Annotated in this window: 24 protein-coding genes; 9 read left to right on the top strand and 15 right to left on the bottom strand. The window is 71.2% G+C overall.

What is annotated here, in order from left to right; all coding sequences use genetic code 11:
* Positions 1-33 precede the first annotated feature (33 nt).
* Both AC3ANR_RS09155 and rbp read right to left on the bottom strand, forming a co-directional pair.
* Positions 34-243, bottom strand: a complete 210-nt coding sequence (locus AC3ANR_RS09155) for a hypothetical protein (RefSeq protein WP_488291565.1) — start codon at positions 241-243, stop codon at positions 34-36.
* A gap of 249 nt (positions 244-492) precedes the next feature.
* A complete protein-coding gene (rbp, locus tag AC3ANR_RS09150) occupies positions 493-786 on the bottom strand; it encodes an RNA-binding regulator (RefSeq protein WP_488291564.1) in 294 nt (97 codons plus the stop codon).
* A gap of 301 nt (positions 787-1,087) precedes the next feature.
* Here rbp and AC3ANR_RS09145 point away from each other — a divergent pair, with 301 nt between their 5' ends.
* Positions 1,088-1,792: a succinate dehydrogenase iron-sulfur subunit gene (locus AC3ANR_RS09145; RefSeq protein ID WP_488291563.1), complete on the top strand. Its 705-nt coding sequence runs from the start codon at positions 1,088-1,090 to the stop codon at positions 1,790-1,792.
* Between the two features lie 82 nt (positions 1,793-1,874).
* On the opposite strand, the gene AC3ANR_RS09140 is transcribed toward AC3ANR_RS09145, so the two are convergent.
* The 5 genes from AC3ANR_RS09140 to imuA form a co-directional block, all read right to left on the bottom strand.
* Positions 1,875-3,629, bottom strand: coding sequence for a hybrid sensor histidine kinase/response regulator (locus tag AC3ANR_RS09140; protein WP_488291562.1), 1,755 nt, complete (start codon positions 3,627-3,629; stop codon positions 1,875-1,877).
* Between the two features lie 139 nt (positions 3,630-3,768).
* Positions 3,769-4,404, bottom strand: coding sequence for a YbhB/YbcL family Raf kinase inhibitor-like protein (locus AC3ANR_RS09135; RefSeq protein ID WP_488291561.1), 636 nt, complete (start codon positions 4,402-4,404; stop codon positions 3,769-3,771).
* 131 nt (positions 4,405-4,535) lie between these two features.
* Positions 4,536-7,826 (bottom strand): error-prone DNA polymerase, encoded by a 3,291-nt coding sequence (locus tag AC3ANR_RS09130; protein WP_488291560.1) that lies wholly within the window; start codon positions 7,824-7,826, stop codon positions 4,536-4,538.
* A complete protein-coding gene (locus tag AC3ANR_RS09125) occupies positions 7,819-9,102 on the bottom strand; it encodes a DNA polymerase Y subunit UmuC family protein (RefSeq protein ID WP_488291559.1) in 1,284 nt (427 codons plus the stop codon). Before AC3ANR_RS09125 ends, AC3ANR_RS09130 begins: the two co-directional genes overlap by 8 nt.
* Positions 9,071-9,790, bottom strand: coding sequence for a translesion DNA synthesis-associated protein ImuA (imuA, locus tag AC3ANR_RS09120; protein WP_488291558.1), 720 nt, complete (start codon positions 9,788-9,790; stop codon positions 9,071-9,073). Before imuA ends, AC3ANR_RS09125 begins: the two co-directional genes overlap by 32 nt.
* 125 nt (positions 9,791-9,915) lie before the next feature.
* Between imuA and AC3ANR_RS09115 the strand changes: the two genes are divergently transcribed.
* Both AC3ANR_RS09115 and AC3ANR_RS09110 read left to right on the top strand, forming a co-directional pair.
* The gene (locus AC3ANR_RS09115) at positions 9,916-11,766 is read left to right on the top strand and encodes an ABC transporter ATP-binding protein (protein WP_488291557.1); all 1,851 of its coding nucleotides are present in this window, start codon (positions 9,916-9,918) and stop codon (positions 11,764-11,766) included.
* A complete protein-coding gene (locus AC3ANR_RS09110; protein ID WP_488291556.1) occupies positions 11,759-12,325 on the top strand; it encodes a DNA-3-methyladenine glycosylase in 567 nt (188 codons plus the stop codon). Before AC3ANR_RS09115 ends, AC3ANR_RS09110 begins: the two co-directional genes overlap by 8 nt.
* Before the next feature lie 3 nt (positions 12,326-12,328).
* On the opposite strand, the gene AC3ANR_RS09105 is transcribed toward AC3ANR_RS09110, so the two are convergent.
* From AC3ANR_RS09105 to AC3ANR_RS09090, 4 genes are all read right to left on the bottom strand, one after another.
* Positions 12,329-12,868 carry a hypothetical protein gene (locus tag AC3ANR_RS09105; RefSeq protein WP_488291555.1) on the bottom strand — a complete coding sequence of 180 codons (540 nt, stop codon included), beginning with the start codon at positions 12,866-12,868 and terminating at the stop codon, positions 12,329-12,331.
* A gap of 187 nt (positions 12,869-13,055) precedes the next feature.
* Positions 13,056-13,790, bottom strand: coding sequence for a head GIN domain-containing protein (locus AC3ANR_RS09100; RefSeq protein ID WP_488291554.1), 735 nt, complete (start codon positions 13,788-13,790; stop codon positions 13,056-13,058).
* Positions 13,791-14,080: 290 nt separating this feature from the next.
* Positions 14,081-14,722 carry a CoA transferase subunit B gene (locus AC3ANR_RS09095; protein ID WP_488291553.1) on the bottom strand — a complete coding sequence of 214 codons (642 nt, stop codon included), beginning with the start codon at positions 14,720-14,722 and terminating at the stop codon, positions 14,081-14,083.
* Positions 14,723-14,732: 10 nt separating this feature from the next.
* Entirely contained in the window at positions 14,733-15,437 is a 705-nt protein-coding gene (locus AC3ANR_RS09090; protein WP_488291552.1) for a CoA transferase subunit A, read from the bottom strand.
* 98 nt (positions 15,438-15,535) lie between these two features.
* Here AC3ANR_RS09090 and AC3ANR_RS09085 point away from each other — a divergent pair, with 98 nt between their 5' ends.
* Positions 15,536-16,081 carry a LuxR C-terminal-related transcriptional regulator gene (locus AC3ANR_RS09085; RefSeq protein ID WP_488291551.1) on the top strand — a complete coding sequence of 182 codons (546 nt, stop codon included), beginning with the start codon at positions 15,536-15,538 and terminating at the stop codon, positions 16,079-16,081.
* A 166-nt stretch (positions 16,082-16,247) separates the two neighbouring features.
* On the opposite strand, the gene AC3ANR_RS09080 is transcribed toward AC3ANR_RS09085, so the two are convergent.
* Complete coding sequence (locus tag AC3ANR_RS09080) at positions 16,248-16,895, bottom strand: VTT domain-containing protein (RefSeq protein ID WP_488291550.1); 648 nt, start codon at positions 16,893-16,895, stop codon at positions 16,248-16,250.
* Positions 16,896-16,923: 28 nt separating this feature from the next.
* Here AC3ANR_RS09080 and mutL point away from each other — a divergent pair, with 28 nt between their 5' ends.
* The 4 genes from mutL (at position 16,924) to AC3ANR_RS09060 (ending at position 21,390) form a co-directional block, all read left to right on the top strand.
* Positions 16,924-18,858 carry a DNA mismatch repair endonuclease MutL gene (mutL, locus tag AC3ANR_RS09075; RefSeq protein WP_488291549.1) on the top strand — a complete coding sequence of 645 codons (1,935 nt, stop codon included), beginning with the start codon at positions 16,924-16,926 and terminating at the stop codon, positions 18,856-18,858.
* Between the two features lie 32 nt (positions 18,859-18,890).
* Positions 18,891-19,736 carry an alpha/beta hydrolase gene (locus AC3ANR_RS09070; RefSeq protein WP_488291548.1) on the top strand — a complete coding sequence of 282 codons (846 nt, stop codon included), beginning with the start codon at positions 18,891-18,893 and terminating at the stop codon, positions 19,734-19,736.
* 74 nt (positions 19,737-19,810) lie between these two features.
* The gene (gene miaA / locus AC3ANR_RS09065; protein WP_488291547.1) at positions 19,811-20,725 is read left to right on the top strand and encodes a tRNA (adenosine(37)-N6)-dimethylallyltransferase MiaA; all 915 of its coding nucleotides are present in this window, start codon (positions 19,811-19,813) and stop codon (positions 20,723-20,725) included.
* Positions 20,722-21,390, top strand: a complete 669-nt coding sequence (locus AC3ANR_RS09060) for an ABC transporter ATP-binding protein (protein WP_488291546.1) — start codon at positions 20,722-20,724, stop codon at positions 21,388-21,390. The genes miaA and AC3ANR_RS09060 overlap by 4 nt, the downstream gene beginning before the upstream one ends.
* Before the next feature lie 7 nt (positions 21,391-21,397).
* On the opposite strand, the gene AC3ANR_RS09055 is transcribed toward AC3ANR_RS09060, so the two are convergent.
* Both AC3ANR_RS09055 and AC3ANR_RS09050 read right to left on the bottom strand, forming a co-directional pair.
* Positions 21,398-21,583 (bottom strand): CopG family transcriptional regulator, encoded by a 186-nt coding sequence (locus tag AC3ANR_RS09055; protein WP_488291545.1) that lies wholly within the window; start codon positions 21,581-21,583, stop codon positions 21,398-21,400.
* A 120-nt stretch (positions 21,584-21,703) separates the two neighbouring features.
* A complete protein-coding gene (locus AC3ANR_RS09050; protein WP_488291544.1) occupies positions 21,704-22,081 on the bottom strand; it encodes a ribbon-helix-helix protein, CopG family in 378 nt (125 codons plus the stop codon).
* A 100-nt stretch (positions 22,082-22,181) separates the two neighbouring features.
* Here AC3ANR_RS09050 and AC3ANR_RS09045 point away from each other — a divergent pair, with 100 nt between their 5' ends.
* The gene (locus AC3ANR_RS09045) at positions 22,182-22,670 is read left to right on the top strand and encodes a hemerythrin domain-containing protein (protein ID WP_488291543.1); all 489 of its coding nucleotides are present in this window, start codon (positions 22,182-22,184) and stop codon (positions 22,668-22,670) included.
* A 16-nt stretch (positions 22,671-22,686) separates the two neighbouring features.
* On the opposite strand, the gene AC3ANR_RS09040 is transcribed toward AC3ANR_RS09045, so the two are convergent.
* Positions 22,687-23,427 (bottom strand): GNAT family N-acetyltransferase, encoded by a 741-nt coding sequence (locus tag AC3ANR_RS09040; protein ID WP_488291542.1) that lies wholly within the window; start codon positions 23,425-23,427, stop codon positions 22,687-22,689.
* Between the last annotated feature and the right edge of the window lie 22 nt (positions 23,428-23,449).

The raw sequence follows: 23,449 nt of genomic DNA, 5'->3' as shown, positions 1-23,449 counted from the left end.
GAAGGCTGGCGTGGATCTGCATCGAGCAGACCATCAGCACGCCGGGGGATGCGCCATGCACGTCTGCAGCCAGCCCTGGGTGATTGCAAACATCCGGGCGGCTTCGCGCGAGGCGAAGGCTCGATCGAACCGGAAGATGCGGCAGTAGCTGCCGTTTCCCTGTGACCGATGGATCGAGAACGAGGCGCGAAAGCGGCCGCAGTCGGTCGGATGTGTCGCGGGCGAAACGACGTACTGGCCCATGGAAATAGCGGACTTTGAAATCTAGTGCATTCAGGACCGCAGGCCTGGATCGACCTGCGTGAGCATCAGGGACTCGGTTGGCTGCAGCTCGACAGACCAATCGGGCGACCAAGGTCGCAAAGAGGCAGGTTGCATCGTTCGGCTCGCCGCCGATGAGCATCCGTTTCGGATGGAGAGCCCCGTCAGGAACTCCCTTTTGCAACCTGCCAGAGCGTGCGAAGCACGCCCTGGAGACTGCGCTTCCGTTGATCAGTAGCGATTGCCGCCGTCACCGCCAGCGCGGGGGGCACGCGGCTCCATCGGCTTGGCAATGTTCACGACCATGTCACGGCCACCCAGGTCGTGGCCATGCAGCGCCTCGACGGCGGCATTGGCTTCAGCGGCGGTGGACATCTCGACAAAGCCGAAGCCCTTGGACCGACCGCTGTCGCGGTCCATGATGACCTTGGCGCTGTTGACCGACCCGAACTCACTGAAAGTGCGCTGCATGTCGTTGTCGCTGAATGCGTAGGGCAGGTTGCCCACGTAGAGTTTGTTTTCCATGATCTCTCCATTGAGGAAGGGGCCGCGCAGCAACATGCCGTGCGGTGCACAACGCCAGAGAACATCGAGGGGAATTCAAACAACGACGCGGCGGGTTGCAAGTCCGCCGGAGGGAGAAAGTAAGACCTGAAGAGCGACGATCTGTTGAACGTCCAGCAACACGCAGGTTAGCACGTTAAGCACTATCGTGCAATGCAACATCGCGCTTCCTCCTCGCTGCGCCCGATGTCGAGCGGCCGGTGGCAGCGGTGGCATGAGGCTTGCCCAGTGTGCTGGGCTCACCCCGCCGCGCGATGCTGCGATGCCGTCCCGGACCTTTCATCTCTACCGCTACGACCCCGACCAGCACACGCGGCCGGAGTTGCGGTCCGTCGTCGCCGAACTGGAGGGCAACGAGCGCATGCTGCTCGACGCCCTGATGACGCTGAAGGCGCAGGACCCGACCCTGTCGTTCCGGCGCTCCTGCCGCGAGGGCGTCTGCGGCTCCGACGCGATGAACATCAACGGCAGGAACGGCCTGGCGTGCCTGACGAACATGCGCACCCTGCAGGACCCGATCGTGCTGAAGCCGCTGCCGGGGTTGCCCGTCGTGCGCGACCTGATCGTGGACATGACGGGCTTCTTCAGGCAGTACCACTCGATCCGGCCGTGGGTGGCCGATGACCGCGTGCCGCCGGAGCGGGAGCGCCTGCAGAGCCCGGCCGAGCGCGAGGAACTCGACGGGGTCTATGAATGCATCCTGTGCGCGTGTTGCACATCGGCCTGCCCGAGCTTCTGGTGGAACCCCGACAAGTACGTCGGCCCCGCAGGGCTGCTCCAGGCCTATCGCTTCATCGCCGACAGCCGCGACCAGGCCACGGGCGAGCGGCTGGACGACCTGGAGGACCCGTACCGCCTGTACCGCTGCCGCTCGATCATGAATTGCTCGGACGTCTGCCCGAAAGGGCTGAGCCCGATCACCGCGATCGGCAAGATCCGCGAGATGCTGGTGCGGCGGGCGGTCTGAAACCACCAGTGGCCGGGCCGAACACCATCGTCGCGAGCCGCGACCATCCGGCAGCCGAGTTCAGGCGCTGTGCGCGCTGACCTCATGTGGATTCGAGCCGCTCACCCAGGCCAGGCAACAGCCGCCGCAGATGCTGCGCCAATGCCTCGGGCGTCACCGGCTTCTGCAGGTGCGGCACGTCGAATCCGCGTTCGTGCAGGTCGGGCTCGGCGGACACGATCAGGGCCGGCACCGGCCCATGCTGCTCGCGCAGCGCCGCGATGGCGGAGACGCCGTCGCCTTGGGGCAGGCGGTAATCCGTGAGGATGCAATCGGGGCGCCGCCCCGTCGCCCGCAAGGCCTCCTGCGCCTGGGCCAGGTCGGCGCCCGCCGCGACGACCGCGCCGGCATCCTGCAGCCACGCCGAGAGCGCCTCGCGGGCGAGACGATCGTTCTCGATGACCGCGAACAGCCGGCCCTGCAGGTCGAGCCGCCGTGATCCGTCACCCAGGCGCGCATCGGGCGCCGCTTCCGTGGCCCTCGGAAGACAGATGGTCACGCGGGTGCCCTCGCCCGGTCGTGAGTGCAACCCCACGCGGGCGCCCATCATGTCGGCCATGTGGCGGCAGATCGCCAGCCCGAGGCCCAGGCCCTCCTCTTCCACCAGGGTCGCGGAACGGCCACGCTGGAAGGCATTCCAGGCTGCCGCCAGGTCCTCCTGCGCCATCCCGACGCCCTGGTCTTCGACGCTGATCTCCAGGTCGTCACCGGATTCCTGCACCCGAAGGACGATCTCTCCAGCCTTCGAATACTTCGCCGCGTTGTCCAGGAAGTTGCGCAGCACGCGCTCGAGCAGCACCGGGTCGGCCCGGACGGCCCCATCGGCCTGCAGGTCGACGCGAAAGCGCAGGCCCTTGGCGGCGCACCGCTCGCGAAAGCCCGGGACGACCGCCTGGACGAGCCAGCCCAGCTGGACCGGCTGCAGGTTGACCCGCATCGTGCCGGCATCGATCTGCGCGAAATCGACCAGGTGCCGGAACATGGTGTCGATCGACTCGCCGGTGCGCACGATCTGCGGCGCGATGGCTTCGCGCCGGCTCGCGTCGACGGTGCGCCGGAAAATGTCCGTGAGGAACACCAGCGCCTGCGCCGGCTGCCGCAGGTCGTGGCTCGCCGCGGCAAGGAAGCGGGAGCGGGCGAACTGGATCTCCTGCTGCTTGTCGAGGGCGGTGCGCAACTGGTCGACCAGCAGCGCGTTGCGCGCGCCCATGTCGGCGTTGTCGCGCAACGTCTTCCAGTAGGTGAACACCGCGCGCTGCATCATGGTGCCGCCCAGCAGCATCGCGAGCCCGATGACGAGCTTCTGGACATCGCTTCCGTGCGACAGCCAGCCGACATACACCATCGAGAGCGACGTGACCATGTACACGGCATACATGCGAGGCTCCACGCCAATGACGGCGACGAGCATCTGGCCCAGCGTCAGGATCGTCAGGACGGCCACCTCGGGCAGCGTGAGCCAGTGGACGAACAACGGCACGCAGGCCGCCGTGAGCACCCCCGTGACACCGGCCCAGACGGAGACCCGCCGCAATGTCTGCTCGGTGTAGCCGTCGCGCGCCACCAGGTGCATGAAGTAGCGCTGTCGCACCAGCACGCTGGCGACCAGCGTCAGGTACCAACCGAGCCAGGGAAGCCAGCCCGCCCGGGGCACGATCATCAAGCCATACAAAGGCCCGACCAGGGTCAGCGCGACCGCGCTGGCGCGCGTCTGGGACAGCATGATGCCCAGGCTTCGACGCGTGAACTCGCTCTCCGGCGATGGGCCCGCGTCGCTGTCGTCCGCCCTGTTGTGCATTTCTTCTCCTTGTGCGTTGCAGCCACAAGTCGCACATTTTCGGCGCGCCGGCGCGTGCGAGCACCACAACCGGACCTGGAGAGCGCGCCTGCTCTGCCACTGGGCCGTTGCGCCCGATGGCCAGGGCGGCGCTTGAATCTCAGTCGGGCAGCGCGACCGGCGCCGTCGCCGCCTGCCGCTGGTCGTCCTTGATGCTGCCGTCCGGCCGCTCGTACGTTCCCACCAGCATCCCGCCGGCGATGCCGCGCTGCTGGATCGCCTTGAGCACGTCTTCGCGTCCCGGCTTGCCCTTGAAGCCTTCGCCCGCCTTCAGCGCGAACAGCTGGAAGGCATAGCGGTGCTGGCCGTGCCCGCGCGGCGGGTCGGGCGGGATCCAGCCGGCGCGCAGGTACGAGTTGCGCCCGGCGTGCACCGGCTCGCCGTCGTGGCCGGGGCTGGCGAGCGCGCCGTCGTGCATCGAGCCCTCGTGCGGCGGGATGTCGACCACGATGGCGTGGACCAGCGGGTCGGACGTGGGCGCGTCGGCGTCCTCGACGATCAGCACCAGGCTGTCGGCGCCGTCGGGAATGCCGTGCCACTCCAGCGGCGGCGACAGGCCCTCCCCGTCCTCGGTGTAGCGCTGCGGGATCGGCGCGTGGTCGGCGAACGCCAGGCTGGTGACCTGCAGGGTGCCCAGGCCGGCGCGCATGCCGCAGCGGTTGAAGACGAGCTTGTCCAGGCCGGCGCGGCGATCGCGCAGCGCGTGGCCGACGAGTTCGGGAAGTTTCTCGAGCATGGATGCAGGTGTAGGTCGGCGGCGGCCGGATGGGTGTCGGACGGGGGCGCAAGTGGTGCGGCGACGGATGAGGACGGGGCTGGATGCCGGGTCGAACCCGGCATGACGGGCGGTTGCTGCGACGGACGGCGCTAGTGGAAATCGCGGCTGCGGTTGCTGCGCCCCAGGCGGCCGAGCAGCGGGGTCAGGTCTTCCAGCCGCTCGGCGACCAGGTGGCACACGCGGCCGCCCTCGCTTTGCGGGTCGCGCTGCCAGGTGCCGTGCACGGCCAGCAGGCGCGCATGCATCAGCGGCTCGCGCTGCTCCTCGCGCACGCTGCGCCACACGATCACGTTGACCGGCCCGGTCTCGTCCTCCAGGGTGACGAAGATGGTGCCGCCGGCCGTGGCCGGTTGCTGCCGCACGGTGACCATGCCGCAGGCGGACACGCGGCGGCCGTCGGGCAGGCGCTGCAGCTGCTCGGCATTGAGGATGCGGCGGCGCGCCAGCCGCGGCCGCAGCAGGGCCAGCGGATGCCGGCGCAGCGTGAGCCCCATCGACGCGTAGTCGAACACGATCTCCTCGCCTTCGGGGGCCTGCGGCAGGGCGATCGCCGGCTCCTGGATCGGCGCCTGCTGCAGCAGCTCGGGCGCGCGGCGCTGGGCCGCCGCCTCCCACACCTGCTGGCGGCGGTGGCCGGCCAGCGACTGCAGCGCATCGGCCGCGGCCAGCGCGGACAAATCGGCCACGTCCAGCCGGGCGCGCAGGGCCAGGTCCTCGGTGTCGAGGAAGGCCCCCTCGCGGCGCGCCTGCGCGATGCGGCGGCCCGCCTCCTCCTTCAGGCCGCCCGCCAGGCGCAGCCCCAGCCGCACCGACGGCGCGGCCATCGCGCCTTCGAGCGAGCTGTCCCAGTCGCTGTGCGACACGTCCGGCGGCAGCACCGCCACCCCGTGCCGCTGCGCGTCCTGGATCAGCTGCGACGGGCCGTAGAAGCCCATGGGCTGCGAATTGAGCATCGCGGCCAGGAAGCACGCCGGCTCGTGGCACTTGAGCCAGCTGCTCGAATAGGCCAGCAGCGCGAAGCTGTAGGCATGGCTTTCCGGAAAGCCGTAGTCGCCGAAGCCCTTGACCTGCTCGAAGATGCGGTGCGCGAACTCCTCGCTGTAGCCGTTGGCCAGCATGCCGCCCTTCAGGCGCGCCTCGAACTTGTCGATGCCGCCCTTCTTCTTCCACGCGGCCATCGCGCGGCGCAGCGAATCGGCCTCGGTGGCCGAGAAGCCCGCGGCCAGCATCGAGATCTCCATCACCTGCTCCTGGAAGATCGGGATGCCCAGCGTGCGCTCCAGCGCCTTCTTCAGGCGCGGCTCCTTGCCGTCGTAGCGCGAGCGCTCGTAGACGATGGCCTCGCCGCGCTCGCGCCGCTCGCGCGCCCTCAGGTACGGATGCACCATGCCGCCGGTGATCGGGCCCGGCCGCACGATGGCCACCTCGACCACCAGGTCGTAGAACGTCGTGGGTTTCAGCCGCGGCAGCATCGACATCTGCGCCCGGCTCTCGATCTGGAACACGCCCACCGTGTCGGCGCGGCGGATCATCTCGTAGGTGGCGGGGTCCTCGTCGGGGATGTCGTAGCGGGTGAAGGGCGCGCCGCGGCGCAGGGCCACCAGGTCGATGCAGCGGCGGATCGCCGTGAGCATGCCCAGCGCCAGCACGTCCACCTTCATCAGCCCCATGTCCTCCAGGTCGTCCTTGTCCCACTGGATGACCGAGCGGTCCTTCATGCTGGCGTTCTCCACCGGCACCAGCCGCGTGAGCCGGGTCTGCGTGAGCACGAACCCTCCCACGTGCTGGCTCAGGTGGCGCGGAAATCCCATCAGCTGCCGGGTGAGCTCCAGCCACAGCCGGGCCTGGTGGTCCGGCAGGTCCACGCCGACGAGCGCGGCCATCTGCTGCAGCCGATCGGCGGCCAGCTGGTCGTCGAACCAGTAGTGGTCCTTGGCGAAGGCATCCACCAGCGGCTCGCCCACGCCCAGCGCCTTGCCGACGTCGCGGATGGCGCTGCGCGTGCGGTAGCTGATGACGACGGCGGCGATGGCGGCGCGCTCGCGGCCGTACTTGCGGTAGATGTACTGGATGACCTCCTCGCGCCGCTCGTGCTCGAAGTCGACGTCGATGTCGGGCGGCTCGTTGCGGCGGTCCACGCTGATGAAGCGCTCGAGCAGCGGGCGCGAGAGCATCGGGTCCATCGCCGTGATGCCCAGGCAGAAGCACACGGAGGAATTGGCCGCCGAGCCCCGGCCCTGGCACAGGATGCCCTGCGAGCGCGCGTACTCCACGATGTCGTGCACCGTGAGGAAGAACATCTCGTAGCGGCATTGCTCGATGAGGGCGAGCTCCTTCTCCACCAGCTCGCGCACCCGCTCGGGCACCCCATCCGGGTAGCGCTGCGCGGCGCCGCGGTACGTGAGGTGGCGCAGGCCCTCGGTCGGGGTCATCCCTTCGGGGACCGTCTCCAACGGGTAGTCGTAGCGGATCTCCTCCAGCGCGAACCGGCAGCGCCGCGCCACCTCCAGCGTGTTGGCCAGCAGCGCGGGCGGGTAGACGTCGGCCAGGCGCTTGCGCTGGCGCAGGTGGCGCTCCGAATTGCCCTGCAGGGCCAGGCCGCACTCGGCCACCGGCCTGCCCAGGCGCACGGCCGTGATCACGTCCTGCAGCGGCTTGCGCGAGCGGGCATGCAGGTGCACGTCGCCGGTGGCGACCAGGGGCACGCCGCAGGCGGCCCCGCATTCCTCCAGCCGGGCCAGCCAGAGGTCGTCGTCCAGCAGGTGCGGCAGGTTGACGGCCAGCCACAGGCCGGGGCCGTACAGCGCCCGCAGCTGGCGCAGGCGGGCGGCCAGCGCCTGGACGTCCAGGTCCTGCCCCGGCACCCGGTGCGGCGCGAACAGCACTTCGCAGCCTTGCAGCTGCCGCAGGTCGCTGCCCTCCCAGCCGACGACGTACTCGCCCTTGGCCGCCGCGCGCCGGGCCGTGGTGATGAACTCGCACAGGCCGCCCCAGCCGGCCAGGTCGCGCGCGATCGCCACCAGCCGGCCGTCGCCGAAGTCGAACTCGGCGCCGCACAGCAGCTTGAAGTCGCGCAGGCGCTTCTGTCCCGGGTACGCCGCTTCGAGCCGGCCGATGAAGTCGCGGTACGCCTTCAGCCCCGACCAGGCCCGCACGACGCCGGCCACCGAGCATTCGTCGGTGATCGCCAGCGCTTCGTAGCCGAGGTCGTAGGCGCGGCGCACCAGCTCCTGCGGGTGCGAGGCGCCGCGCTGGAAGCTGAAGTTCGAGAGGCAATGCAGCTCCGCATAGGCCGGCAGCCGCTCGGGCGACGCGCCCAGCAGCGGCGGCAGCCGCTCCTCGTCCAGCAGCGGCTTGGGCTTGAACGGGATCTCAGGCATACAGGCCCTGCAGGTACCAGGCGAACTCGCCCGCCTGCGCCAGCTCCCGCGCCAGGTGGGCGGGGCGCTCGCGATAGATCCACAGCAGCCCGGCCTGCGGGCTGCGGGCGACGAAGTAGTCGCGCAAGGTGGGGCCCCGCGGGTCCCACCAGGCGGTCTCCAGCCGGTACAGGCGCGCCAGCCGGCGCAGCGGGCCGCCGAAGACCGGCGTCTCGCCCTGCATGCGCAGCCGCAGGGGCCGCGGCAGCACCCAGGAGGGATACAGGCCGTCGGGCTCGCGGGTCGGGCCCGGCCGCGCGGCGCGCGCGGGCTCCCAGCCCTGCTTGCATTCGGGCCGGTGGTCCTCGTGCGGCACCGGCACCACCACGTTGTCCTCGCCCAGGCGCACCGACAGGCGTTCGACCAGCTGGTGCAGCCGCTCGCCCTCCAGCCGCTCGTGCGGCAGCAGGCTGGTGGTCATGCCGCCCCAGGGGACCGTCTCCAGCGAGCGCAGGCGCAGGTGGTTGGCCGGCGCCGAGAGCCGGGCCCGGTCGAGGTGCTCGGCCACCAGGCGCTGCAGGTGCGCCATGTCCTGCGAGGGCTGCGCGGTGCGCACCTGCAGCTGCTCCTTGGGCGGCAGCTGCACGCCATTGAGGCGCCGCAGGTCCAGCGTCCACTCCAGCTCCAGCGCCAGGATGCCGCGGTTGCGCGCCTGCAGCCACAGCTGCAGGCGGGCCAGCAACTGCCCGGCGCCCTGCATCAGCGCGGGCGCCGTCTCGGCCAGCAGCGCGAGTTCGGCCGCCAGGTCGAATTCGTCGGGCAGCACCTCCCAGCCGTACTGCTCGGGCCGCTCGCCCCAGGCGGCATCGAGCGCCTCCACCAGGGCGGCGCCGAAGCGCCTGGCCACGCCGGCGCGCGGCAGCGCGCGCAACTGGCCCCAGGTGAGGGTGCCGGTGCGCTCGAGCACCGCGGCATGCGCCAGCGCCGCCGTCAGCAGGTCCAGCGGCAGGTCGTCGGGGATGGCCGGCGGCGGGTCCTCCCCGCGCAGCTTGCAGCGCAGCAGGGCGAGCGCGACCAGCGACGTGCGCGAGGCCGCCCAGTCGACGGGACCGAGCGCGGGGTCGGGTTGCAGCAGCGACTTCAGCAGCGCCTTGCGGCCGCCGAAGAGGCGCACGCTGCCCGAGACCTCCAGCAGGATCGCCTCCTCCACCTGCGCCACGCGCGGCGTGAAACGAAGCGCCCACCAGATCCACGCCTGCCGGTCGTCAAGGCGAGGTGACAAGGCGATCCAGAACATGCGATCTCCTTTCGTCGAGGGGGATGGGCACCGGCGCCTGCACGCGGCGGCGGCTGGCCAGCAGGGCCCGCACGCGCGCCGCATGGGCCGGCAGCAGCAACGGGTCCGGCAGCGGCGGCCCCTTGCGCTTGAGCACATGGACCTGCAGCTCGTCGATGCCCTCCACCAGCAGCCGCAGCGGCGAAGGGCTGGCCTGCACGCGCGCGCCGGCGGGCCGGAACGCGAACAGCAGCTTGCCGTGCTGGCGCCCGGCCAGTTGCAGCCGGCGCAGGTCGGCCGAGCGGCATTGCGGCAGCCAGGCGAGCACGCCGGCGACTTCGGCGCAGCGCAGCGCCTGTTCGGCGGACCACAGGCGCTGCGCCGGTGGGTCGGCCCGGATCGACAGCAGCCGCTCGGCCGGCAGGCCCTGCGCGGCCAGGGCGGGCGTGAACGGCAGGTAGGGCGCCCCCACCAGCACGATCGGGCCGGGCTTGCGATCCACCCACTCGGCCAGCCCCGGCAGCAGCAACTGCCAGGCATGCATTTCGGGGCGCGGCTGCAGCACCTCGACCAGGCTGCCGACGGGCCAGCCGCCCCCGGGCAGTTGCGCGTCCAGGGCCGCATGGCCCGTGGGCAGCGCGCACGCCTCCGTGGCGAGGTCGGTGACTCGCCAGACGTGGGGGATGGCCAGGTCCGCAGCGGACTGCATGGGATGGGAGGGGAAGCGGGGAAGGAAAGCCGGACGGTACTGTGGATTTATACAGTAAACTGCGCCCGCCGCGTGCAGAAATCGCGTGCCCGCCCGGGCTTGGCGATTCAGCGAGAATCCGCCCCTTGTTCCGCCGCTTCGAAACCCTCCTCCACCCCTATCCCGACGTCGAACCGGTCCTGCCGCCGACGGGTTTCTTCCGCTTCGTCTGGACCTGCACCGAGGGCCTGCGCGGCTACATCGGCTGGCTCACCCTGCTGAGCGCCGCGGTCTCCACCTTCGAAGCCCTGCTGTTCTGGATGCTCGGGCGCATCGTCGACTGGCTGGGCAGCGCCCACCCGCAGACCCTGTTCCGCGACCACGGCGACATGCTGGCGGGCCTGGCCGCGGTGCTGGTGGGCAGCATCGCGCTGATCGCCGGCCAGACCATCCTGAAGCACCAGACGCTGGCCATCAACTTCCCGCTGCGCCTGCGCTGGAACTTCCACCGGCTGATGCTCGGCCAGAGCATGGCCTTCTACGCCGACGAGTTCGCCGGCCGCATCACGACCAAGGTGATGCAGACCGCGCTGGCCGTGCGCGAGATGATCTTCACCACCAGCGAGGTGATCATCGGCGTGGGCGTCTACTTCCTCACCATCGTGGCGCTGGCCGGCGGCTTCGACGCCCGCCTGATGCTGCCCTTCCTGGCCTGGCTGGCCTGCTACGGCCTGTCGGTGTGGTACTTCGTGCCACGCCTGGGCCGCGTGGGCAAGGCGCAGGCCGACGCGCGCGCCATGCTCACCGGCCGCATCACCGACGCGTACACCAACATCTCCACCGTCAAGCTGTTCTCGCACACCCACCGCGAGGCGGGGTTCGCCCGCCAGGCGATGCAGGAGTTCAAGACCATCGGCCACCGCCAGATGCGGCTGGTGAGCACCTTCGAGATCGTCAACCACACGCTGGTGGTCGGCCTGATCCTGGCGGCCACCGGCTATTCGCTGTGGCTGTGGTCGCGCGGCGAGGTCGGCCCCGGCGCGGTGGCCGCGATCACCGCCATGGCCCTGCGCATCAACGGCATGTCGCACTGGATCATGTGGGAGATGGCATCCCTGTTCGAGAACGTCGGCACGGTGCAGGACGGCATGGTCACCCTCACCCGCCCGCGCGCCGTGGTCGACCGCCCGGACGCCAAGCCGCTCGAGGTGACCCGCGGCGACGTCGTCTTCGACCACGTGCGCTTCGGCTACGGCAAACCCGAGCCGGTGATCGACGACTTCTGCCTGCGCGTGCGGCCCGGCGAGAAGATCGGCCTGATCGGCCGCTCCGGCGCGGGCAAGTCCACGCTGGTGAACCTGCTGCTGCGCTTCTACGACCTGGACGGCGGCCGCATCCTGATCGACGGCCAGGACATCGCCGGCGTCACCCAGGACAGCCTGCGCGGCCACATCGGCATGGTCACGCAGGACACCTCGCTGCTGCACCGCTCGGTGCGCGACAACATCGCGTACGGCAACCCCGGCGCCGACGAGCCGTCGCTCGTGGCCGCGGCCCGGCGCGCCCACGCGCACGAGTTCATCCAGGCCCTGTCCGATCCGCACGGGCGCAAGGGCTTCGACGCCCACGTGGGCGAGCGCGGCGTCAAGCTCTCGGGCGGGCAGCGCCAGCGCATCGCCATCGCGCGCGTGATGCTCAAGGACGCGCCCATCCTGCTGCTGGACGAGGCGACCAGCGCGCTGGACAGCGAGGTCGAGGCCGCCATCCAGGCCAGCCTCGACGAGCTGATGGAGGGCAAGACCGTCATCGCCATCGCCCACCGGCTGTCCACCATCGCGGCGATGGACCGCCTGGTCGTGATGGACCAGGGCCGCATCGTCGAGGAAGGCGACCACCGCAGCCTGCTCGCGCAGGGCGGCCTGTACGCCAAGCTGTGGGCCCACCAGAGCGGCGGCTTCCTGGGCGAGACGATCGACGGCGAGACCGCCGATGCCTAGGCCGCTGGGCCCGGCCGACTTCGCCGGCGACTCCCACGAGGTGGCGCGGGCGCTGATCGGCGCCACGCTGCTGGTCGACGGCGTCGGCGGCCTGATCGTCGAGACCGAGGCCTACGACCGCGAGGACCCGGCGTCGCACAGCCACACCGGTCCCACCCCGCGCAACCAGGCCATGTTCGGCCCGCCGGGTCGCGCGTACGTGTACCGCTCGTACGGCATCCACTGGTGCCTGAACTTCGTCTGTCGCGAGGAAGGCCATGGCGCCGGCGTGCTGATCCGCGCGCTGGAGCCCACGCACGGGCTGGACGTGATGCGCGAGCGCCGCGGCCTGCACGACGAGCGCCTGCTGTGCGCGGGACCGGGCCGCCTCGGGCAGGCGCTGGCGATCACGCACGACCTCAACGGGCATCGCCTGGACCGCCAGCCGTTCCGCGTGCTCGCGGCCGAGGGCGAGCCGCAGGTCGTCACCGGCCCGCGCATCGGCATCAGCAAGGCGGTCGACGTGCCCTGGCGGTTCGGGCTGGCCGGCTCGCGCTTCGTGAGCCAGCGGTTCCGCTGAAGGTCAGCGGCTACGCTGCGCCGGCGGCAGCAGCAGCGGCGGCAGCGTGTTCGTTGCGGGCGAGGCGCTGCGCACGGGCGCACGGGCGGGCGCCGGGCCCGCGCCCATCGCCGCCGTGCCGGGCCCCGCGCCCATCATCCGGGTGTTGTCCTGGGGCGGCAGGCCCGACTCGGCCAGCATCACGCCGGGGCGCATGTTGTCGGGGCGCTCGGAGATCACCGCGACCCCATTGCCCAGCGACCTGTGCGGCAGGCCCAGGGATTCGGCGGTCCTGGCGTCGGTGAGCAGCGGCGACTTGCCGCTGCGGGCCGGCACCTTCAGGCGCGCCTCGCTCGGGCAGCTGGGATCCTCGTTGAAGACCAGGTGGCCGCCCGGGAACCGCTTGGACAGCGCCTCGTGCAGCGGCAGGCTCATGTCCACCGGCGGCCTGGCGTCGTTGTAGACGATGCGGTTGTCCCGGTCGTAGACCGTGTAGCAGGCCATCGCCTGCCCGCAGGCCAGGGCCGCCAGCGCGGCCAGCCCGGCACGTGAAAGCTGCTTCATCGCGTCACCTCTCCCTGTGCCACAGCGGCACCTGCGGCCGATGGTCCGGGCTGCGGCTGGGCCAGCGGGCAGGCAGACGTGACGAGGCGCTGTCAGCCGAAACCGCCAGCGGGTTGCAAATCGTGAATGGCCGTGAACAACGGCAGCGCGAGCGTCGCCGGCCCGGCAAGCGGGGACTTGCCGCCGGTCAGGCCGGGCCGACGCGCTGCACCGAGCCCGAGCCGGCGATCGAGCGCTCGACCTTGGGGTCGCCCTGGTAGCGCACCGAGCCCGAGCCGGCGATGCTCACCTTCAGGTGGCTGCGCGCGTGGACGGTGGCGACGCCGGAGCCGGCGATGCTGACCTTGGCCTCGTTCGACTGCAGCGAGGCGGCGTCGACGCTGCCCGAGCCGGCCAGCGACAGCTTGAGCTCCTGCACCGCGCCGGCCAGCCTGACGTTGCCGCTGCCCCCGAGCGAGACGGCCACCTCCTCGCAGTCGGTGCGCTGCAGGTCGACGTTGCCGGAGCCGCCGACGTCGATCTTCAGTTGCGGGCTCTTCAGGCCGGCGCCGGTGATCGAGCCCGAGCCCGCGAGCGCCAGCTTGTCGATGGAGCGCGCCTGCACCACCACGCGCAGCGTCCGCGGCTCGATGTCCTGTCCGCGCTGCGGGCGCACCTGCAGTTCGCCCCGCACGACCTGGGTCTCGATCAACGGCAGGATGTTCTCGTCCGCCTCGATGGTGACGCTCTCGGTGGGGCCCAGGCGCAGCTCGAGCAGGCCGGGGGCGGAGAAGGCGACGCCGGTGAAGGCCGCCACGGTGCGGGTCTCAGTGCGCTTCACGCCGTTGCCCTTGACGACGTTCCAGGCCGCCAGCGCCGGCACCGCGACGACGGCCGCCAGCGAGAGGAACGCCGCGCGGCGGGAAAGATGGAATTCGGTCAAGGCTCGCCTCCGGGATGCTGATGATGTGCAGGCATCCTAGGAGCGCGACGGGGGGCGGGGCGAGCGGCATGTGACGGGCTGCTGGATCAGCCGACAGGATGCGGGCCGGCCCGACGGGCCGCATCCGCCGGAAGGCGGAGCGGTGCTGGTCGGTCGTGCGGGGCCTGGCCCCGCATCCAACGCCGCGGCCCGCTCGGCGCAAGGCTGGATGGCGGGTCGAGCCCGCCATGACCACAGCCCCGGGACGGATGGCGGGGCAGCCCGCCGTCACGGCAAGCGGGCTGCGCGCGTCAGCCCAGCAGCTTGACGCCGGTCTTGGCCTGCAGCTGGTCCATGGTCACGCCGGGGGCGAGCTCGACCACCTTCAGGCCCTGGTCGGTCACGTCCATCACCGCGAGGTCCGTGATGATGCGGTCGACCACGCCCACGCCCGTGAGCGGCAGCGTGCACTGCGGCAGGATCTTCAGGTCCTCGGTGCCGTCCTTCTTCTTGGCCACGTGCTCCATCAGCACGATCACGCGCGGCACGCCGGCGACCAGGTCCATGGCGCCGCCCATGCCCTTGACCATCTTGCCGGGGATCATCCAGTTGGCCAGGTCGCCCTTCTCGCTCACCTGCATGGCGCCGAGGATGGACAGGTTGATCTTGCCGCCGCGGATCATGGCGAAGCTGTCGTGGCTGCCGAAGATCGACGAGCCCTTGATCGTGGTGACGGTCTGCTTGCCCGCGTTGATCAGGTCGGCGTCGACCTCGTCGTCGTACGGGAACGGGCCGATGCCCAGCATGCCGTTCTCGCTTTGCAGCCAGACCTCGATGTGGTCGGGCACGTGGTTGGCCACCAGCGTGGGGATGCCGATGCCGAGGTTGACGTAGAAGCCGTCCTCGAGTTCCTGGGCCGCGCGCGCGGCCATCTGGTCCTGGGTCCAGGGCATGGTGTTCTCCTCAGACTTTCCGGTCGCGCGTGGTGCGCTTCTCGATGCGCTTTTCCGGCGTCGGGTTGTGGACGATGCGGTGCACGTAGATGCCCGGCAGGTGGATGTCGTCGGGGGCGAGCTCGCCCGTGGCCACCACGCGCTCGACCTCGACGATGCAGATCTTGCCGGCCATGGCGGCGGCCGGGTTGAAGTTGCGCGCCGTCAGGTTGAAGCGCAGGTTGCCCGAGCGGTCGGCGATGTCGGCCTTGACCAGCGCCACGTCGGGCACCAGCGAGCGCTCCATCACGTAGGTCTCGCCGTCGAACTCGCGCAGCTCCTTGCCCTCGGCCACGATGGTGCCGACACCGGTCTTGGTGAAGAAGGCCGGGATGCCGGCGCCGCCGGCGCGCAGCTTCTCGGCCAGCGTGCCCTGCGGCGTGAATTCCAGCTCGAGCTCGCCGGCCAGGTACTGGCGCTCGAACTCCTTGTTCTCGCCCACGTAGGACGAGATCATCTTCCTGATCTGCCGTGTCTGCAGCAGCTTGCCCAGGCCGAAGTCGTCGACGCCGGCGTTGTTCGAGATGGCGGTGAGGTTCTTGACGCCGCTGTCGCGCAGGGCGTCGATCAGCGCCTCGGGAATGCCGCACAGGCCGAAGCCGCCGACGGCCAGCAGCTGGCCGTCGCGCACCACGCCCTCGAGCGCGGCCTTGGCCGATGGATAGAGCTTGTTCACGTGAGGATCTCCAGTCGCACGGGCTTCGCGGGGGTCGCCCGAATCCCGGCTACGATACTACCTAATGCGCTACGTAGTTCCCCGTAAAGGTTAGCCCGATGGACGTCGATTACCGCCTCGCCTTCGAGCTGGCCCCGGTCGGGCTGTGCGTCTCGCGCAACCGCGCCATCGTCGACTGCAACCGGCACCTGTGCGAGATGTTCGGCTTCACGCGCGAGGCGCTGGTGGGGCAGTCGTTCCTCACGCTCTATCCCAGCGCCGACGAGTACGAACGGCTGGGCGCCCGGATGGCGCCGATCCTCAACGCCCGGGGCCACTACTCGGACGACCGCATCATGAAGCGCGCCAGCGGCGAGGTGTTCTGGTGCCACGTGACCGGCCGCGCGCTCAACCGCGCGGCGCCGCACGAAGCCGGCATCTGGGCGTTCGAGGACCTGAGCGCGCAGCGCCCGGTCAAGGCCGAACTCACCGCCCGCGAGCGCGAGGTCGCCGCGCGGCTGCTGGACGGCCTGACGTCCAAGGAGATCGGCAAGGCCCTGGCGATCAGCCACCGCACGGTGGAGATCTACCGGGCGCGCCTGATGCGCAAGTACAAGGCCAGCACCACCGCCGACCTGGTGCACAAGCTGATGGCCGGCCACTAGCGCGCGGCGCGAAGGGGTCGGGGTCATCCGTCGGTCCCTGCGTTGTCGTTCTGGCGGAGGCCGGGATCCAGGCGGCGCGCAGGCGGGCAGCGGGCCTGGATTGCGGGTCAAGCCCGCAATGACGAGGACCGGGGCAAGCAGCCGGCCAAGCCCGCGGTGCCGGCGCTCAGGCCGCCTTCGTCCTCAACCGCCCCTTCACCGCGCCCGCGATCACCACCAGCCCCGGGATCAGGATCATCGCCCAGATGATCTTGTCCAGGTGCTGCTGCACCCAGGGGATGTTGCCGAAGAAGTAGCCCGCCGTGACGATGCCGCCCACCCACAGGCCGCCGCCGGCCACGTCGTAGAAGCTGAAGCGGCTGCGGGTCATCTGCGCCACACCGGCCACGAACGGCGCGAAGGTGCGCAGGAACGGCATGAAGCGCGCCGCGACGATGGTGAAGCCGCCGTACTTCTCGTAGAACGCATGCGCCTGGTCGAACGCCTGGCGGTTGAAGAAGCGCGACTGCTCCCACTGGAACACCCGCGGGCCGAAGTGGCGGCCGATCGTGTAGTTGCTCTGGTTGCCCAGCACGGCCGCGGCCCACAGCAGGGCGACCGACAGGCCATAGTCCATCAGGCCCACGCCGCACATGGCGCCCACCACGAACAGCAGCGAGTCGCCCGGCAGGAACGGCATCACCACGACGCCGGTCTCGACGAAGATGATCAGGAACAGCAAGGCGTAGACCCAGGTCCCGTAGTTGGTGACGAACGTCTGCAGGTGCTTGTCGACGTGGAGGATGAAGTCGATGAGGAAGGCGGCGTATTCCATTGCGGAGGGATTATCCCTGCCACCTAGAATGGATGGGGTGAATGCCGTGCTCCATCCGGGCCATCGCCGGCCCATCCGCGAGCTGCCCGACGAACTGATCAGCCAGATCGCCGCCGGCGAGGTCGTCGAGCGCCCCGCCTCCGTCGTGCGCGAGCTGGTCGACAACGCCCTCGACGCGGGCGCCTCCCAGGTCACCGTGCGGCTGCTGGCCGGCGGCGTGCGCCTGGTCTCGGTCGAGGACGACGGCGGCGGCATCCCGCGGGAGGAATTGCCCATCGCGTTGCGCCGGCACGCCACCAGCAAGATCGGCAGCCTCGAGGACCTGGAGTCCGTGGGCACCATGGGCTTTCGCGGCGAGGCGCTGGCCGCCATCGGGTCGGTCTCGGAGCTCGCCCTGCTCTCGCGCTGCGCGGGCCAGCCCAGCGCCTTCCTGCTCGATGCCCGCAGCGGCGAGCTGCGCCCGGCCGCCCGCGCGACGGGCACGACGGTGGAGGTCAAGGAGCTGTTCTTCACCACCCCGGCGCGGCGCAAGTTCCTCAAGACCGACGCGACCGAGCTGGCGCACTGCATCGAGGCCGTGCGCCGCCACGCGCTCGCCCGCCCCGACGTCGGCTTCGCCGTCTGGCACGAAGGCAAGCTGGTCGAGCAGTGGCGCCCGGGCACGCGCGAGCAGCGCCTGGCCGACGTGCTGGGCGACGACTTCCTGGCCGACAGCGTGGCGGTCGACTGGCAGGCCGGGCCGATCCGCATCACCGGGCGCGCCGGCATCCCCGACGCCGCGCGCTCGCGCGCCGACCACCAGTTCGCCTACGTCAACGGCCGCTACGTGCGCGACAAGGTGCTCACGCACGCGGCGCGCAGCGCCTACGAGGACGTGCTGCACGGCCAGCGCCAGCCGGTCTATGCGCTGTACGTCGAGATCGATCCGGCGCGCGTGGACGTCAACGTGCACCCGACCAAGATCGAGGTGCGCTTTCGCGACAGCCGCGAGGTGCACCAGGCCGTGCGCCGCGCGGTCGAGGCCGCGCTGGCCGCGCCCCGGGCCGGCCAGGCGGCCGCGGCGCCGGCGGGCGAGCCTGAAACCGCCCCGCCGCCGCAGTCGCCCGCCTTCGTTCCCTGGTCGCAGCCGCGCATGGACTTCGCCCCGGCCGCCGGCCAGCGCGTGAGCGACCTCGCGGCGCTGTGGGGCAGCCCCGATCGATCGGCTTCCCTCCCCACCGCTCGGCCCGAGTCCGTCGAAGGCCTTCCCCCCGACGTTCGGCCTGGGCCCGTCGAAGGCCTGGGCGCGGCTTCGACCGCGTCGACGAGCGCAGGACAGGCAAGCTCAGCCCGAACGGAGGGGTCGGGCCCAACCCCAACGGAAGACGCCGACTGGCCGCTCGGCCGCGCGCTCGCGCAGCTGCAGGGCGTCTACATCCTGGCCGAGAACCGCCAGGGCCTGGTGGTCGTGGACATGCACGCGGCCCACGAGCGCATCGTGTACGAGCGCCTGAAGTCCCAGCTGGCCGGCGGCGCGGGCCAGCGCCTGGCCAGCCAGCCGCTGCTGATCCCGGCCACCTTCGCCGCCACGCCGCAGGAAGTCGCGACGGCCGAGGCGTGCGCCGACACCCTGCTGACGCTGGGTCTGGAGGTCACGCCGTTCTCCGCCCGCACGCTGGCGGTGCGCGCCGTGCCCACCACCCTCGCCCAGGGCGACGCGGTGGAGCTCGCCCGCAGCGTGCTGGCCGAACTGGCGCAGCACGAGGCCAGCACCGTGGTGCAGCGCGCGCGCGACGAGTTGCTCGCCACCATGGCCTGCCACGGCGCCGTGCGGGCCAACCGCCAGCTCACGCTGCAGGAGATGAACGCGCTGCTGCGCCAGATGGAGGTCACCGAGCGCTCGGACCAGTGCAACCACGGCCGCCCGACCTGGCGGCAGGTGACGCTGCGCGAGCTCGACGCGCTGTTCCTGCGCGGGCGCTGAACTTCCCGGCCGCCGCGGGGTCGCACGCTGCGATGCCCCGCCGCCTCGTCGCCGCCGCCCTCACCCTGTCCCTGCTGCTTTTCGGCTGGGGCTGCGCCACCCTCGACGAGAAGCAGCGCGCCTGGATCTTCCAGCCCAGCGATGCCGCCTGGGGCGGCAGCGCGGGCCTGGCCGAGGGGATGGACCACGTGTGGATCGACTTTGCCTCGCGCACCACCGGCCAGCCCGCGCGGCTGCACGCGCTGTGGCTCGAGGCCGACCACGCGGGGCCGGACACGCCCGTGCTGCTGTACCTGCACGGCGCGCGCTGGAACGTGGAGGGCTCGGCCGGCCGCATCCGGCGCATGCAGGAGTTCGGCTTCTCCGTGCTGGCCATCGACTACCGCGGCTTCGGCAAGAGCAGCCCCGGCCTGCCCTCAGAGGACACCGCGTACGAGGATGCGCACGCCGCCTGGGACTGGCTGGCCGCGCACCGGCCCGGCCGGCCGCGCTACATCTTCGGCCACTCGCTGGGCGGCGCCATCGCGATCGACCTGGCCGCCAAGGTGCCCGACGAGCAGGGCACGATCGTCGAGGGCACCTTCACCTCGATCCCGGACGTGGCCAGCAGCTTCAAGTGGGGCTGGCTGCCGGTCGGGCCGCTGATCACGCAGCGCTTCGCCTCCATCGACAAGGTGGCGCGCATCGGCTCGCCGCTGCTGGTGGTGCACGGCGCCGCCGACAACCTGATCCGCAGCGAGCTCGCGCAGCGGCTCTACGAGGCGGCCACGGGCCGCAAGCGCTTCCTGCTGGTGGAAGGCGGCTCGCACCACAGCACGATGTCGGTCGGCCGCGCCCAGTACCGCGAGGCGGTGCAGCAGCTGTTCAGCCTGCGCTGAGCCGGGCGCATCTGCTAGGCTCGCCGCCGGTGGCGCCCCCCGATCCTTCCCCCGCACCCGCAGAGCGTTCGCGCGTGATCGCGCTGGCCGGCCCGACCGCGTCGGGCAAGAGCGACGCCGCGATGGCGCTGGCGCAGGCGCTCGGTGGCGAGATCGTCAGCGTGGACTCGGCGCTGGTCTACCGCGGCATGGACATCGGCACCGCCAAGCCCTCGCGCGCCGAGCGCGACGCCGTCGCGCATCACCTCATCGACATCCGCGACCCCGCGCAGGCCTACAGCGCGGCGGAGTTCGTCGCCGACGCGCGCCGGGCCATCGCGGCGATCGCGGCGCGCGGCCGGGTGCCGCTGCTGGTGGGCGGCACCATGCTGTATTTCAAGGCGCTGTTCGAGGGCCTGGACGCGATGCCCGCGGCCGACCCCGCCCTGCGCGCGCAGATCGAACGCGAGGCGGCCGAGCGCGGCTGGCCGGCCCTGCACGCCGACCTGGCGCGCGTGGACGCCCGCACCGCGCAGCGGCTCTCGCCCAACGACTCGCAGCGCATCCAGCGCGCGCTGGAAGTCTTCCGCGGCACCGGCCGGCCGCTCAGCGACTTCCATGGCGAGCGGCGCGAGGCCGGCCTGCGGCCCGCGACCCTGCTGTCGCTCGAGCCCACCGACCGCGCCTGGCTGCACGAGCGCATCGCGCGCCGGTTCGACGCCATGCTGGCCGCCGGCTTCCTGGACGAGGTGCGCCAGCTGCGCGCGCGCGGCGACCTGGACGCCGGCCTGCCCAGCATGCGCAGCGTCGGCTACCGGCAGGCCTGGGAAGCGCTGGATGCCGGCTGGCCGCTTGCGGAACTGCGCGACCGCGGCATCTTCGCCACGCGCCAGCTCGCCAAGCGCCAGCTGACGTGGCTGCGCGGGATGCCGCAGCGCCAGGCGGTGGCCTGCGACGAGCCCGGCGCCGTCGAGCGCCTGCTGCGGCTCGCGCGCGAGGCGCTCGCATGACGGCGCTGGTGGACGTGCGCGGCCTGGCCAAGCGCTACGGCCCGGCGCACGTGTTCCGCGGCATCGACCTGCAGGTCCAGCCCGGCGAGTTCGTGGCCATCGTCGGCGAGTCGGGCGTGGGCAAGTCGACGCTGCTCAATTGCCTGGCGGGCCTGGACGACTGGGACGAAGGCCGCATCGTCGTGGACGGCCACGACCTCGGCGCGATGGACGAGGCGGCGCGCGCGCTGCTGCGGCGCGAGAGCATCGGCTTCGTGTTCCAGGCCTTCCACGTGCTGCCGCACCTGGACGTGGCACAGAACGTGGCCTTGCCGCTGATGCTGCTGCAGCGGCACGACGCCGCGCGCGTGCAGCAGGTGCTCGAGGCGGTGGGTCTCGGCGGGCTGGGCGAGCGCCTGCCGCAGCAGCTCAGTGGCGGGCAGTTGCAGCGCGTGGCGATCGCGCGCGCCGTGGTGCACCAGCCGCGCCTGCTGCTGGCCGACGAACCCACGGGCAACCTCGATCCGCGCACGGCGGACCAGGTGATGGACGTGCTGGTGGAGCAGACCCGCCGCCAGCGGGCCGCGCTGGTCCTGGTGACGCATTCGGCGGCCGCGGCCGCGCGCGCGGACCGCGTGCTGCGCATGAGCGCGGACGGCATCGCGCCGCAGGTCCACACGCCCTAGGCGGCGGTCAGCTGCGCTTGCGGATGCCCGGCTTGCGGGGCTCGGAGGCGGGAGCGTGCTGCTCCATGAAATCCCGGATCAATCGGCGCATGACCTGCGAGGGGGTCATGTCCTGCGAATAGCAGAGGGTCTCGAACGCCTCTTTCTTCGCCGGATCGATCAGAACGGTGAGTCTCGCGGTCTTGTTTTCCATCAGGTAACGCAGTGCCAGCGATGTGCAACCGATTCTAATCGCACGTGCTCGCCGCCGGAGGGCGGACGCGGATTCAAATTGCATTTGCTGCTACCGCGGCCCAAGGCCGCGCCTGCGCGTTCAGGCGCGCTTCCTGCGCTCCTTCTTCGTGCGCAGCGGCCCCTCGCCGTAGTCGACGCCGTGCCGGTCCAGGTAGTCGCGAATCAGGTGCCGGATCATCTGGGACGAGGTCACATCCTTGGATGCGCACAGTTCGTCGAACGCGCGCTTCTTGTCGGCGTCGATGAGGATCGTGAAGCGTGCCGTCTTGTCGTCCGTGGCGGTCCTGTCGTCCATTGGTTCCTTGCGTTGAATGGGATGCCAATACTGTGCATCTCGGAGCTGCTCGCGCGCGCAGGGCAAGGGCGGCGGTCGAGGCAGGCGCGCATTGATGCGGAGACCGTCGCGGACGCTGAGCCACTTGTAGGCCGGCGGATGCGGCATGAGCGCGCGCGCCATGTTGCAGGCTCCGCTGCATCGCCATGGCGGATGCGAGGTTTTCCTACAGGAGCCGGGGCTGCGCACTTTCAAGATGGGTCACCCCACAAGGAGACCCACCATGGCAAGCACCCGTGCCGGCAAAGACGCCTGCGACCTGCTCGACGCGGACCACCGCGCCGTCAAGAAGATGTTCAAGGAATTCGAGGAGCTGACGCAGTCGCGCGCGCGCAGCGCCGGCCAGAAGAAGCTGGACCTGGCCCACCAGATCTGCATGGAGCTGACCGTGCATGCGCAGATCGAGGAAGAGATCTTCTATCCCGCGCTGCGCGATGCGCTCAAGGACACCGACGCGCTGGACGAGGCCGAGGTCGAGCACCAGAGCGCCAAGGACCTGATCGCGCAGATCCAGTCGATGATGGAGCCGGACGAGAAGTTCGATGCGACCGTCAAGGTGCTGGGCGAGTACATCGACCACCACGTCAAGGAAGAGCGCAACGAGATCTTTCCCAAGGCCCGGGCCTCCCGCAAGCTCGACCTCGTCGGCATGCGCGACGAGCTCGAGGCGCGCAAGGAGGAACTGATGGCCGAGCTGGAGGCGATGGCCTGAGCGCCCGCCCCTCGCCTCAGGCCGGGCGCCAGTAGTCGTAGCGCCAGGCCGTGCGCACGCCGGCCCGCGCGTACAGGGCGCGCGCGCCGGCATTGGCCTGTTCCACCTGCAGGAACACGCGCCCCACGCCCCGCTTCAGCGCGGCGCGGCCGAACGCCGCCAGGATGGCGCTCGCCAGGCCGCGCCCGCGCCGATCGGCGGCCGTGCGCATGCCGTGGATGCCGCACCAGCCATGGCTGATGCAGGCCGAGCCGACCGCCACCACCGAACCATCGACCTCCACCGAAGCGAACAGCGTCGACGGGCTGCGGCGCAAGATGGCGACGCGGCTCGCGCCGTCCACCGGATCGAAGCCGGGGCCGAGGAACACGGCCGCCCAGGCATCGTCCGGCTCGGCCGCCAGCCGCACCGGCACGCGCGTGTCCACGCCCAGCAGTGCGGCGGCCGTGCCGGTTTCCGTCAGCGTGGGCTGCGTCGGCGCGAGGCCGCGTGCCGCCAGGGCCTGCGCCAGCGGTTCGCAACCCGGCACCGCGGGGATCCGGAACGAGGCCCGCAGTCCGCGCCCGGCGTAGAGCGCCAGGATGTCGCCCACCAGGTCGGCGCGCACCTGGCCGTGGCGCGTGGGGACGGCGCTGTGCGCGCGGCCGACGGTGCCGGCGTCCAGCCCCACCAGCCAGCCGTCCAGCGGCTGCGTTTCCTGCGGCGGCACGGCGGCCAGCGTGGCGTGCTCGAGGGCGTCGATGTCGTCGTCGGTCATGCCGGATCCTAGCCGCGCCGCG

The organism is Ramlibacter sp. JJN2-2R (genome assembly GCF_057747835.1).
This window is presented reverse-complemented; position numbering and strand designations above follow the sequence as displayed.